At 30.3% G+C, this 13585-nt stretch carries 9 protein-coding genes; 8 read left to right on the top strand and 1 reads right to left on the bottom strand.

The features are described 5' to 3' along the window. The first annotated feature begins 24 nt into the window (after nucleotides 1-24). The 5 genes from P0R33_RS04620 (at nucleotide 25) to P0R33_RS04600 (ending at nucleotide 7857) form a co-directional block, all read left to right on the top strand. Complete coding sequence (locus tag P0R33_RS04620) at nucleotides 25-2475, top strand: YfhO family protein (RefSeq protein WP_276174393.1); 2451 nt, start codon at nucleotides 25-27, stop codon at nucleotides 2473-2475. A 299-nt stretch (nucleotides 2476-2774) separates the two neighbouring features. Beyond that, on the top strand, nucleotides 2775-4064 hold the full coding sequence (locus P0R33_RS04615; protein WP_276174392.1) for a glycosyltransferase family 4 protein: 1290 nt from the start codon (nucleotides 2775-2777) through the stop codon (nucleotides 4062-4064). Between the two features lie 46 nt (nucleotides 4065-4110). Further along, nucleotides 4111-5580, top strand: a complete 1470-nt coding sequence (locus P0R33_RS04610; RefSeq protein ID WP_276174391.1) for a lipopolysaccharide biosynthesis protein — start codon at nucleotides 4111-4113, stop codon at nucleotides 5578-5580. A gap of 96 nt (nucleotides 5581-5676) precedes the next feature. Beyond that, on the top strand, nucleotides 5677-7299 hold the full coding sequence (locus tag P0R33_RS04605; RefSeq protein ID WP_276174390.1) for a mechanosensitive ion channel family protein: 1623 nt from the start codon (nucleotides 5677-5679) through the stop codon (nucleotides 7297-7299). A 204-nt stretch (nucleotides 7300-7503) separates the two neighbouring features. Continuing rightward, a complete protein-coding gene (locus P0R33_RS04600) occupies nucleotides 7504-7857 on the top strand; it encodes a hypothetical protein (protein WP_276174389.1) in 354 nt (117 codons plus the stop codon). Between the two features lie 86 nt (nucleotides 7858-7943). Here the strand turns inward: P0R33_RS04600 and uvrA are convergent, their stop codons facing one another. Next, nucleotides 7944-10739 carry an excinuclease ABC subunit UvrA gene (uvrA, locus tag P0R33_RS04595; protein ID WP_276174388.1) on the bottom strand — a complete coding sequence of 932 codons (2796 nt, stop codon included), beginning with the start codon at nucleotides 10737-10739 and terminating at the stop codon, nucleotides 7944-7946. A gap of 424 nt (nucleotides 10740-11163) precedes the next feature. Here uvrA and P0R33_RS04590 point away from each other — a divergent pair, with 424 nt between their 5' ends. The 3 genes from P0R33_RS04590 (at nucleotide 11164) to P0R33_RS04580 (ending at nucleotide 13581) form a co-directional block, all read left to right on the top strand. Next, entirely contained in the window at nucleotides 11164-11748 is a 585-nt protein-coding gene (locus tag P0R33_RS04590; RefSeq protein ID WP_276174387.1) for a sigma-70 family RNA polymerase sigma factor, read from the top strand. 50 nt (nucleotides 11749-11798) lie between these two features. Then, on the top strand, nucleotides 11799-11942 hold the full coding sequence (locus P0R33_RS04585) for a hypothetical protein (protein WP_276174386.1): 144 nt from the start codon (nucleotides 11799-11801) through the stop codon (nucleotides 11940-11942). A 574-nt stretch (nucleotides 11943-12516) separates the two neighbouring features. After that, on the top strand, nucleotides 12517-13581 hold the full coding sequence (locus P0R33_RS04580) for a tetratricopeptide repeat protein (RefSeq protein WP_276174385.1): 1065 nt from the start codon (nucleotides 12517-12519) through the stop codon (nucleotides 13579-13581). The last annotated feature ends 4 nt before the right edge of the window (nucleotides 13582-13585 follow it).

Genomic DNA, 13585 nt, shown 5'->3' with positions numbered 1-13585 from the left:
CATTTTAACCCAAACTAGCCAAAATTGAAAATAGTAAATAAGTTCTACGTGCATGCCCTTGTTATTCTGGGCTTTATTCTTGTTTCATTAATTTATTTTTATCCAGTTCTGCAAGGAAAACAAATTTTCCAGTCAGATATTGCTCAATACACCGGAATGGCAAAAGAGCAAAATGACTTTAGAGCGATAGAAAATGCAGAGCCTTATTGGACAAATTCAGCTTTTGGCGGTATGCCAACTTACCAGCTTGGAGCAAATTATCCAAATGATTTTGTGGGTAAAATAGATGATGTTTTACGTTTTCTTCCGCGTCCTGCTGATTACCTATTTTTATATTTCTTAGGTTTTTATGGTTTGTTATTGGTTTTAAAAACCGATCCGTTAAAGGCGTTTATTGGAGCGATTGCTTTTGGTTTTTCAACTTATTTAATCATTATTTTAGGAGTAGGCCATAATGCCAAAGCGCACGCTATTGCTTACATGCCTTTAGTTATTGCCGGATTTATACTCGTCTTTCAGAAAAAATACATTTGGGGCGGTTTGCTCACAATGTTTGCCGTGGCATTAGAAATTAGTGCCAATCACTTTCAGATGACCTATTATTTATTGATTTTCTTATTGATACTTTCAGGTTATTTTGCATTTAATTTTATAAAAGAAAAAGATTATAAAGGTCTTTTAATTTCAACCGGAACTTTAATTATAGCTGGAATTTTTGCAATTGGAGCGAATGCTGGAAATTTATTAGCAACAAGTGAATATGCTAAATTTAGTACACGAAGCAATAGCGAATTGACATTCAATCCAGACGGAACAAAAAAGACAAATGAAAATGCTTTAAGCCGCGAATATATTACAGAATACAGCTACGGAATTGCAGAGAGTTTTAATCTTATTGCGCCTAGACTTTTTGGTGGATCAAATCACGAAAATTTAGGTACCGATAGCAGAATGTATTCTTTTTTTATAGAAAAAGGAGCTTCTCCGTCTCAAGCGCAAGAATATGCGGCAGGTATGCCTACTTATTGGGGAGATCAGCCTATTGTTGCTGCGCCAGCTTATATTGGTGCAGTTGTGTTCTTTTTGGCCGTTTTAGCACTATTTATCGATAATAGAAAAATTAGATATGTATTTCTAGGAGGAGCATTATTTTCATTAATTCTTTCTTGGGGGAAAAATTTCCCATTGCTTACAGACTTTTTTATAGACTACGTACCGATGTACGATAAGTTTAGAGCGGTATCTTCTATTCAGGTAATTCTAGAATTGTGTTTTCCTGTTTTAGCAGTTATGGGAATCCAATCGTTTTTTAAAGCGAAAGATGAGCCTAAAGTACAGCAAAAAGCACTTGTACAGACTGGAGTTTTTGGAATAGGAGTAATTTTGATTTTAGCAATTGCTAAAGGATTTTTCCATTTTTCAGGTTCTAGCGACCAATATTTTATGGAAAGTTACGGACCAGATTTTGTTGATGCGCTAAAAGAAGACCGAATGACAATGTATTATGCAGACTTATTGCGTACAGGTTTTCTTATTGTGATTACTTTTGGAGTTCTTTGGTTATTCATTAAAAATAAATTTTCGCAAACTACAACTTTAATTATTGTAGGACTTATAATGATTTTTGATTTGTTCTTTGTAGACAAAAAATATGTTTCGGCAAAAGATTTCGTAAGTCCAGTTCAAATTGCGGCTCCTTTTCAGGAAACGCCTGCTGATGCAGAGATTTTGAAAGACACTACACATTACAGAGTTTTTGAAGTAAACGGAAATATGTCGAGTGCACGAGCTTCTTATTTTCATAGTTCTATAGGTGGTTATCATGCGGCAAAACCTCGCAGAATGCAACAGCTTTTTGATTATCAGATTGCTAAAAATAATCTGGAAATACTTAATATGTTGAATGTTAAGTATGTTATTCAAACCGATAAAGAAGGAAAAGAAATTCCGACAATTAATCCAGATGCTAATGGAAACGCTTGGTTTGTGAGTTCTGTAAAATTGGTAAACAAGCCAGATGATGTAATGAAAGCTCTAAATACTATTGACACTAAAAATGTAGCTGTTTTTAATGTTCATGAGCATGAAAACAAGTTTCAGAATGCAAGATTAAAGAAAGCATTTGATACAACAGGAACAATTAAAGTTGTAGCATACAAACCAAATTATATTAAATACAAATCTGAAAATGAGAAAGACGGATTAGCTGTTTTCTCTGAGATGTATTATAAAAATGGATGGAATGCTTACATTGATGGAAAACTAACAGATCATTTTCCAGTTGATTATGTTTTAAGAGCAATGGAAGTTCCTGCTGGAAAACATACAATTGAATTTAAATTTGATCCACAGGTTGTTAAAACTGGTGGAACAATTACACTAATGAGTTCAATTGGAATGTTATTGCTTTTAGGTGGTGGAATCTTTTTTGAAAGTAGAAAGAAGAATTCAAATAAAGGTGAGTTCAAGAATTAGTTTTCTAAATGTCAATTGCAAAAATTCTGAAGATAGTTCTTTTAATCATTTTAGATTTATTAGTATTTGCTTTTTGCAGCTTTTTCATGATGGGCTATGATGATTTTTATGATGAAAGTCAGGGAGAATATTTTAGTTTTTCGAGCATGAAATTGGAGTATAAAGTTGTTTGGGGATTTTATAATTTTTGGATTATATTAAATTGTTTGCTTTTATTTTATATCTTATTTAAAGTGTACAAGAGATTAACCCTAAAATAAATTTACCTTTGCATTTTTAATATTAAACCTCAATTTTTCTTGGAACAAAAAAAGCTCTTAATAATTACCTATTATTTTCCGCCTGCGGGTGGGCCTGGTGTACAGCGTTGGTTAAAATTTGTGAAATATTTACCAGAGTTTGACGTACAGCCAATTGTTTATGTTCCAGAAAATCCAACTTATCCAATTGTTGATGAAGGTTTAGTAAGCGAAATTTCAGATAAAGTTATTGTTTTAAAGAATAAAATTTGGGAACCTTATCAATTGGCTTCTATTTTTTCAAAAAATAAAACAAAGAAAATCAGTTCTGGAATTTTTCCGCAAAAGAAAAAACAGACGTTTTTAGACAAAACTTTTCTTTGGATTCGCGGAAATCTTTTTATTCCGGATGCTCGTGTTTTTTGGGTAAAACCTTCTGTTGCTTATCTTGAAAAATATATTAAGGAAAATAATATTGATACGATTGTAACTTCTGGACCACCGCATAGTCTGCATTTAATTGGTTTGGAATTACAGCAAAAATTGAAAGTAAAATGGTTTGCCGATTTCCGTGATCCTTGGACTACTATTGGGTATCACAAAGCGCTCCGTTTATCTTCTTATGCAGAAAAAAAACATAAAAATTTAGAACATAAAGTACTTAATTCTGCTGATGAAATCATTGTAACAAGTAAAACGACAAAAACCGAATTTGAGGCAATAACAGATAAGCCAATTACTGTAATTACAAATGGTTATGATGTTGAAACTGTCGAAAAACAAGATTTAGACCATAAATTTACTTTAGCGCATATTGGTTCGTTTTTATCTGATAGAAATCCGCCGTTTTTGTGGAAAGTTTTGGTTGAATTACTAAAAGAAGTTCCCGAGTTTAAAACTCATTTAGAAATAAAACTTATTGGCGCTGTAAGTCAAGAAGTTTTAGATGCAATAGAAGAAAATCAATTAAAAGACTATTTGAATTTAGTTGGTTACGTTTCTCATAAAGAGGCAGTTGCGCATCAAAGAAAATCTCAGGTTTTGCTTTTAATTGAAATTAATTCGGAAGACACAAAAAGCATTATTCCAGGTAAATTGTTTGAATACATGGTTTCAAACCGTCCAATAATTGCTATTGGACCGCAAGGTTCTGATTTTGCAGATATTGTAACGCAAACAAATACTGGAGTATTTTTTGATTATTCTGAAAAAGCGAAACTAAAAAGTGTAATTTTGGACTTTTTTAATCAGTTTTTGGAAGGAAAATTGCAATCGCATGGAATTGGTTTACAGCAATATTCAAGAAAAAATCTAACCAAGCAATTAGCGCAGCTGATTAGTAAATCATAGATTGTAAAAAATCTAAAATCTAAAATCTAAATTCAGAAATCCAAACATGGGTGTTGTCTTAAATCAGTCTTTTAAAAATACAATTATTACTTATATTGGTTTTGGTATCGGAGCCATTAACACACTTTATTTGTATCCAATTTTTCTTGGAGCAACTTTTTATGGACTGACAAACTATATAACTTCAAGTGCTAACGTTATAATGCCTTTGTTTGCTATCGGAATGCAAAATACATTGGTGAAGTTTTATTCTCAATATAAAACCGATGAAGAAAAATCTCAATTTTTGTCTTTTACGGTTTTGTTTCCCATTATTTTAATAATTCCATTGTTATTAATTGGACTTTGTTTCTACGATGAAATTTTGTTCTTTCTGTCAAAAAAGAATGCAATCGTTAAAAGTTACGTTTGGCTTATTCCCTTTATTGGGCTAACTATGGCATATTTCGAAATTTTTTATGCTTGGGCGCGTGTTCACATGCTTTCTGTTTTTGGAAATTTCGTTAAAGAAATTGGTTTAAGATTGTTTTCTTTATTTCTATTGATAGCAGTTTATTATGATGTACTTAGTGTGGAAGGATTTGTATATGCAACTGCCGGACTATATTTTTTAGCTTTTTTGGTTACTATGTTTTATGCGTTTAGTGTTCAGAAACCTCATTTTCAGATTTCTAAACCAAAGAATGCAAAAGATATACTAGTTTATTCATTTTATATTATTCTATCTGGAAGTGTTGCCAATTTACTTTTAGATGGAGATAAAATGATATTAAATCAATATATGATTATTGATAATATTGCATTCTATTCGGTTGCAACCTATATAGCATTAGTTATTTCAGTTCCAAGTCGTGCCATGCACCAAATTGTTTATCCGATTACTGCAAAATTGATGCATGAAAACAAGCACGACGAATTAAATGAGCTTTATAAAAAAACATCGATCAATCTTCAAATGGTTGGTGGTTTTGTAATGCTTTGCATTTTTGTGAATATTAATCAATTATATGAATTAGTTCCGAAAGAATATAGCGGCGGAATTTCTGTAGTATTTATGATTGGGCTTTCTAAATATTTTGATTTAATTTTAGGAAACAATAATGCGATTATTTTTAATACAAAATATTACAGAATGGTGTTGTATTTAGGATTAATGTTGGTTGTGTTAACAATTGTGCTAAATATGATTTTTATTCCAATTTTTGGAATTTTCGGTTCTGCTTTTGCGACGCTTCTATCTATTACTTTGTATAGTTTGGCAAAACTGCTTTTTGTGGTTAAAAAACTTCATTTATATCCATTTACAAAGCAGACTATTCATTCGATTGTTCTGACTTTTGCTTTATTCTTGGTATTTTATTTTTGGGAGTTTCCATTTTTCCAATTAATAAGTATTGCTTTAAAATCGATTTTGGTTACTATTTTCTATGTTTATTTGAATTATAAATTCAAGATTTCGACAGATATTAATAACGTTATAGATTCTGTTTTAAAGAAAATAGGAATTAAAATATAAGTAAGATTTTACCGAAAATTGAAAGTAATTTAAAATTTGTAGCTTTTTTGTTTTTATATTTGTTAGAAAGGATAACTAATTTATTTCTAATAGAATATGAAAATAAAAATACTTAGTTTATTAGGGTTCTTTCTTGTTTTTTCTTCGTCATTATTATTTGCTCAAACAAATGATAAGCAGATTCTAGATAAATCAGTTTCGCCAATAAAACTTAAAGGTTATCCAGTTAGTCCGTTTAAAGACACACTTTTTTTAGTTTATACTAATGTAGGATCTTTTTCGGCTAAAGAGCGAGCTAATTATATTTCGAATAAAATTAAAAAACTTTACGAAGAGTCTTTTTTTGAGAAAGATTCCATAATTATAGTTCCTTCTGATGTTTCTCTAGATATTGTTTACAAAAACGATTTGGTAATAATGTCTGTTTTAAAAGCAGATGCAAAGGCAGAAAACGCTTCAATGTCTTTTATTGCTAAACGTAATTTAGCATTAATTAAAAGGGCTATTATTTATCAGAATGAGAATTATTCGCAATTGCCAAAACGAATCGGATATACAGCATTGTTAATCCTTATAATTAGTTTGGTTTTATTTTTGGCGGGGAAACTTTTTAATTTGCTCAAAAAATATATCATTAAAAGGAAAGCACGATATTTTAAAGGTGTTAGTTACAATTCAATAAAAATATTATCTCCACAAAAACAGCAGTTTATATTTCTTCGTCTTTTCGGATTTATAAAAACGGTAACTCTAATTTTTATTGTTTATCTATCTCTGCCTGTTTTATTTAGTATTTTTCCGGCAACAAAAGAATATACAACAACATTGCTTCAGTGGATTTTAACGCCTGCGAAATCAGTCTTAATGGGACTTATCGATTTTTTACCAAGTTTAATAACCATTATTGTTATCATCATCATTTTTAGATATGCCTTAAAACTGATTAAATTTTTCTTTTACGAAATAAAATCAGAAAACATTAAAATTGACGGATTTTACAGCGATTGGGCATTACCTACATTTAATATCATCCGATTATTAATGTATGCTTTTATGTTAGTAATTATATTTCCTTATTTACCAGGTTCTGATTCTTCTATATTTAAAGGCGTATCTGTATTTGTAGGTGTTCTATTTTCGCTTGGTTCTTCAAACGCAATTGCAAATATGGTAGCAGGTTTGGTAATTACTTACATGCGCCCGTTTAAAATTGGCGATTATATAAAAATTGGCGATGTAAGTGGAGAAGTAATAGAAAAAACGGCATTAGTTACTAGAATTAGAACGCCTAAATTTGAAGACATTACAATTCCGAATGCTACCGTTTTATCTAGTACTTCTACAAATTATTCGGCAAATACACAGCAATCTACAAACGGATTATTGATTCATACTACAGTATCAATTGGTTACGACGTTCCTTGGACAGCAATACATAAAGCTTTAATTGATGCAGCTTTAAAAACAGAAATGATTGAAAAAGAACCAAAACCATTTGTGCTTCAAACAAGTTTGGATGACTTTTATGTTTCGTACCAAATTAATGTTTATACAAAAGAACCCACAAAACAGCCAAGAATATATTCGTCACTTCATCAAAATATTCAAGACTCATTTAATGCCGCTGGAATCGAAATTATGTCTCCACATTACAGCGCTTTACGTGATGGAAATGCTTCTACTGTACAATCAGACAAAAAAAGTAACGATAAATTATAACTTCTGTTATCTGGGGAGCTTAAAGTTAATTAATTGAAAAATAGCGATTAAATTTAAAACTTTAACACCTGAATATTTTGTAATTAATCGAATTAAAATTAACTTTAACATGAAAATTTATCAGTAGTTTGTTGTAATAGCCTATTTTTTTCTAACAAAATCACTAAATGTAGGTATTTTTTTATTATTTAGAAATGAATATTTTTGCAAGAAATTACAAATGAAAGTGTAATTAGAATTAATTGTAGAGTAATAATTATGAAGGACAATCATCTCAGCCATGAACAAAGCATGCAGGTATTTTCCAATATGATCTCAAACAAAGTTCATAAGGGGTTTACGCTGGAAGAAAGAAATGATAAATTGCTTTTTGCAGTTTTATCTAAAGGAGGAAAAGTGGTTAACCACAGTTTAAATTTCATGATTTTTTGTTTAACTCTCGGTTTGTGGTCGTTTGCATGGCTTTATCTAACTTTTGAGGCTTCAAAACAGAAAAAGATTTTAGTAGCTATTGATGAAGACGGTTTTCCATTTGAAGAAAGATGTCTCGTAGCTTAAATATTGAAGAATAAAATAGTAAAAGCCATAAATACAAATTAATCACTTGTATTTATGGCTTAATTATTTTTAGAAAGAAAGGAAATTTATAATTTATCCTTTAAATAAATTCCAGTTACTGAATCTTTTACTTTTACAATATCTTCTGGAGTTCCAGAAGCCAGTAAATAACCGCCATTTTCACCACCTTCAGGTCCAAGATCCAGAATCCAATCGGCGCATTTTATTAAATCCAGATTATGCTCGATAACAATAATAGAATGTCCTTTTTCTATTAAAGCATCAAAAGAAGCCAAAAGCTTTTTAATATCATGAAAATGAAGTCCCGTTGTTGGTTCATCAAATACAAATAAAGCTTTTTCTTTTGTTGCTCCTTTAACTAGAAAAGATGCCAGTTTGATACGTTGCGCTTCACCACCAGAAAGGGTAGAAGAGGATTGTCCTAATTGTACATAACCTAAACCAACGTCTTGCAGAGGCTGTAATTTTTGCGTAATTTTTGATTGCTTGTTTTTTTCGAAAAAAGCAATCGAATCATCAATTGTCATTGTTAGAATGTCGTTGATGTTTTTGTTGTCAAAAGTAACTTCTAAAATTTCTTTTTTGAAGCGTTTTCCTCCACAAGTTTCACATGGTAATGAAACATCTGCCATAAAGACCATTTCGACGTTTATAGAGCCTTCTCCTTTACAAGTTTCACATCGACCTCCGTCAACATTAAAAGAGAAATGTTTTGCCTGATAGCCTCTTATTTTTGATAATTTTTCTTTGGCATATAAATCGCGAATGTCATCGTAAGCTTTTATGTAAGTTACAGGATTTGATCTAGAACTTCTTCCAATCGGATTCTGATCTACGTACTCGATATGTTTGATTTGAGAAAACGAACCTTTTAGTTCTGTAAATTGTCCCGCTTTTTCAGATGCACTTTCTAGCTTTTTCTGCATTGCAGGAAATAAAATCTTCTTAATTAAGGTACTTTTTCCACTTCCCGAAACACCCGTCACGACAGTTAAAACATCTAAAGGAAAAGTAACATCAATATTTTTTAAGTTGTTTTCGCGCGCGCCAACAATATCAATATGATTTTTGAATTTTCTTCTTTTTTTCGGAACAGTAATTTCTAAATCACCATTTAAATATTTAGCTGTAAGCGAATCAGATTTTAGAATTTCATCGTAAGTTCCTTGAGCAACTAGTTTTCCTCCAAAAGTTCCAGCTTCAGGACCGATATCGATAATCATATCAGCAGCTTTCATGATATCTTCGTCGTGTTCAACTACAATAACGGTATTTCCTAAATCGCGAAGAGAAAGTAAAACTTTGATCAATCTTTCGGAATCTTTGGGATGCAAACCAATACTTGGCTCATCTAAAATGTACATCGAACCAACCAAACTGCTTCCTAAAGAAGTAGCAAGATTAATACGTTGCGATTCTCCTCCAGAAAGAGTAGCAGAATTTCTATTCAAAGTAAGATAATCTAAACCAACTTCAGTTAAGAATGACAAACGATTATTAATTTCAACCATTAAACGTTTTGCAATTTGCTTTTCGTAAACGTTCAATTCAATGTTTTTGAAGAATGTAACCAAATGTTTAATCGGTAAATCGACTAAATCTGAAACAGTTTTTCCGTTGATTTTTACGTAAGAAGCTTCTTCGCGAAGACGTTTGCCTTTACAAACATGACATTTTGTTTTTCCGCGGTAGCGCGAAAGCATTACACGATTTTGAATCTTATAATTTTTTTCTTCTAATTCTCTAAAGAAATCATTTAAACCCTGAAAATATTGATTTCCAGTCCAAATTAAATCTTTTTGTTCTTCTGTTAATTGAAAATAAGGTTTATGAATAGGAAAATCAAACTTATAAGCATGTTTAACAAATTCATCTTTGTACCAGCTCATACTCTCGCCACGCCAAGGATAAATAGCGCTTTCAAAAATAGATAATGAAGTATTCGGAACCACAAGATCTGCATCAATTCCGATTATATTTCCGTAACCTTCGCAAACAGGACAAGCTCCATAAGGATTGTTGAAACTAAATAAATGAACATTTGGTTCTAAGAAAGTGATTCCGTCAAGTTCAAATTTATTAGAATACGAAAATCTTTTTTCGCCATTTAGTTCTTGTAAAAAAGCAATTCCTTTTCCTTCAAAAAAAGCAGTTTGAACAGCGTCGGCAAGACGATTGTAGAATTCTTCTTCCTCTTTTACAACAATACGATCTATAATCAGTAAAATATCTTTATTATCAAATTGATGTAAATCTGAAGCATTAAATTCGTCTAAACGAACCATTTCGTTATCGACCAAAATACGCGCAAATCCTTGTTGTAATAGCACTTTCAGTTTGTCTTCTAACTGTCTTCCTTCTTCTAAATGAATAGGAGCAAGCAATAACCATTTACTGTCTATTTCTAGAGTTTTTACATCAGAAATCACATCAGTTACCGTATTTTTTTTAACCTCTTGTCCAGAAATTGGCGAGTAAGTGCGCCCAATTCTCGCAAATAAAAGCTTAATGTAATCGTAAATTTCGGTAGAAGTTCCAACAGTCGAACGTGCGTTTGTTGTATTTACTTTTTGTTCAATTGCAATTGCCGGAGCAATACCTTTTATGTATTCTACTTTAGGTTTGTCTAAACGACCTAAAAACTGACGCGCATAAGAAGACAAACTTTCTACATAACGTCTTTGTCCTTCAGCATATAAAGTGTCAAAAGCTAAACTCGATTTTCCAGATCCCGAAAGACCTGTTATAACAACAAGTTTGTTTCGAGGAATAACCACATCTACATTTTTTAAATTATGTACTTGCGCTCCTTTTATTATAATATTTGATTTTGGGTCTATTGTAGAAAGATCAATTTGCATAAAAAAGTCAATTTTTACAAAAGTAATCAATTTTAAGGAGGATTTTGTTATGGATTTAGTTCCAAATAATAACTATTTTATTCTGGAAAATAATTATATAGACTTAATTAAATGCTGAAATTAAAGGAAAAAACGCCACTATTTTATGATTTAATTTTATTAGAATAAATTTAATAACAGAGCAAATTTTAAGAATTTTATGAATGTTTTTGGGGCTTTTCTGTGTAAACTTTAAGTTTATTCTAGATTATTAAATGTTTTTCCTGCAATTATTAGTGAATTAATTTGGTTTTTAAAATAAATATTTGTTAAATTTGGCCAGAACATTATTATAACTCATAAAAAAGAAAAGCCTATTTAAGAAAACTACTTTTTAAAAAATTTACTCCAAATTTTTAAACACAAACTAAAAAAAGTAGTTATTATGGCTGATCTGCATACTCCAGACGCTCTATTGGTTAAAAATTATGTTGAAGGCAATGAGGCGGCCCTTGCAACATTAATTAGAAGGCACGAATCTAAGATATATGGTTTTATATATTCTAAGATTGCCGATAGAGATATTTCAAATGATATTTTTCAAGACACTTTTATTAAAGTAATCAAAACTTTAAAAAGCAATTCTTATAACGAAGAAGGTAAATTTTTACCTTGGGTTATGCGTATTTCTCATAACTTAATCGTAGATCATTTTAGAAAAACTAAAAAAATGCCTATGTATAGAGAAACAGAAGAATTTTCTATTTTCTCTATTATGTCTGACGATTCACTAACAATTGAAGGCAAAATGATTGTAGATCAGGTAGAACTTGATTTAAAAAAGTTGGTAGAAGAGCTTCCAGAAGATCAAAAAGAGGTTTTGGTAATGCGTATGTATCAAGATATGAGCTTTAAAGAAATCTCTGAGATTACAGGTGTAAGTATCAATACTGCATTGGGAAGAATGCGTTATGCTCTTATGAATTTGAGAAAAATAATTGATAAACATCAAATTATTTTAACCAACTAATACTATTTTGATAATAAGCTCGTTATACTAATATAAATCATTTTGAAAGTATGGCGAAAATTTACTCAAAAAAAGCATTAGCTTCTAAAGATCTTAAACCTAAAAAAGAAGTTGTTTCTTTTATTTTAAACTATTCTCAAGCTTTAACAGTAGTTAAGATTGAAGAGAAGAGTTTCGAGATCATAGCTAATTAAACCACTCACTATTTAAGTCGGAGGTTTATTAAAATATAGCCAAATGGTCGTTTTGGCTGGCAGACTCACTATTTGTATTCGTACTGATAGTGAGTTTTTTTGTTTATAATTTTAAAATTGTCTTTTTGCATTTTTCAGATAAGAAAAATGTTTTTCTCACAATATTTTTTTTATAAGTTTTTTATTCTATTTTTTCTAAGTTTTGTTAAAATTTAATAATTAGATTCGATTTTGTATGTTTATTTAGTTTTTAATTTTATTTTAGTTAAAAACTAATCTATTATTCATTAAAAAAGCTATTAAAGAGTTTTTTCTTTAATTAGTTGTTTTTAAAAGAGAATGATTCAAATAACCAAAGAATTAATAATTAAATACTTAACCAAAACCAGATTATTTATGATGAAAAATTACCCTCCGCTGTTAAGTTGATCTTTACTTGATTTTACGCAGAAAATATTTGAACCAGCAGATATTAATGTGTCTATTAATTTCAGTATAATTTAAAGTTACTGTCTGAAATTAATGCCTCAAAAACCAAAAGAAATCATTTAATCAACCAAAACTTAACCGCAAAATGAAAGAGAACATTAGAATGCTATCATGCTTGTTTATGATTAGTATGGGTGCTTTTGCCCAAAAAGAACAAATCAAGGAAGCACAATCTTTGTATGATAAAGGAAAAAGCCAGGAATCTTTGGCGATTTTAAAGAAAGCAGAATATCTAATCCTTAATGCTTCCGATGAAGACAAATCAGACTATTATTTCTTAAAAGGGAATGTTTATAAAGATCTTGCTACAAAAGATATAGATGCTGTTAATAATTTTACACTGGCATCTCAGGCTTATCAAGATGTCTTTTTATATGAAAATGAGTCTGGAAAATACAAATCTACCGTAAAAGCAAATATGGCTTTAAAAGACATGAAAGGTAGTTTGGTAAACGGCGCGATGGCTGATTTTAAAGCAGGTAGATTTAAAGAAAGTGCTGAGAAAAGTTATAAAGTGTATTTGTTTGACAAAAAAGACACTTTAAATTTATACAACGCTGCATCTTCATCTATAAATGCAAGAGATTATAATTCCGCAGTTATGTATTACGAACTTTTGAAGAAAATCAATTATTCAGGAAAAGGAGTTTTATATTTCGCAACAAACAAGAAAACAAAAGAAGAAGATAACTTTATTTCTCCAAAAGCTAGAGAATCAGCTATTCAGCAAGGTCTTTACGATAAACCAAGAACAGAAACGGTTCCTTCAAAAAAGATTGAAGTTATAAATAACTTAGCTTATTCTTATATGGAGAAAAAAGATTATCCAAAAGCAGAATTAACTTATAATTCTGTTTTAGAGTTAAATCCTAATTACATTGATGCTTACATTAATCTAGCTTATCTTAAATTGCAGATAAAGAAAGATATAGCAGATGAAATTTCAACTTTAGGAACCAGTCCTTCAGAAATGAAGAAGTACGATAAATTGAATGCTCAAAAAGACGATGTAACAAGAAGTGCGATTCCATATCTTAAAAAAGTTTTGGCTCTTGAACCTAAAAATGAGGACGCAACAAAAACATTATTAGGTGTTTATAGATCTTTAGATATGACTACTGAATATAATGCGTTAAAAGCATCTAGATAATTTT

It is taken from the genome of Flavobacterium sp. YJ01 (assembly GCF_029320955.1).
Taxonomy (GTDB): Bacteria; Bacteroidota; Bacteroidia; order Flavobacteriales; family Flavobacteriaceae; genus Flavobacterium.
The sequence above is the reverse complement of the archived record's forward strand: the minus strand, read 5'-3'. Positions and strand labels throughout refer to the sequence as shown.

Excerpts from the sequence above, each read along its gene's own strand:
- P0R33_RS04610 (WP_276174391.1), top strand. The coding sequence starts at position 4,111 with ATGGGTGTTGTCTTAAATCAGTCTTTTAAAAATACAATTATTACTTAT.
- P0R33_RS04605 (WP_276174390.1), top strand. The coding sequence starts at position 5,677 with ATGAAAATAAAAATACTTAGTTTATTAGGGTTCTTTCTTGTTTTTTCT.
- uvrA (WP_276174388.1), bottom strand. The coding sequence starts at position 10,739 with ATGCAAATTGATCTTTCTACAATAGACCCAAAATCAAATATTATAATA.
- P0R33_RS04590 (WP_276174387.1), top strand. The coding sequence starts at position 11,164 with ATGGCTGATCTGCATACTCCAGACGCTCTATTGGTTAAAAATTATGTT.
- P0R33_RS04585 (WP_276174386.1), top strand. The coding sequence starts at position 11,799 with ATGGCGAAAATTTACTCAAAAAAAGCATTAGCTTCTAAAGATCTTAAA.
- P0R33_RS04580 (WP_276174385.1), top strand. The coding sequence starts at position 12,517 with ATGAAAGAGAACATTAGAATGCTATCATGCTTGTTTATGATTAGTATG.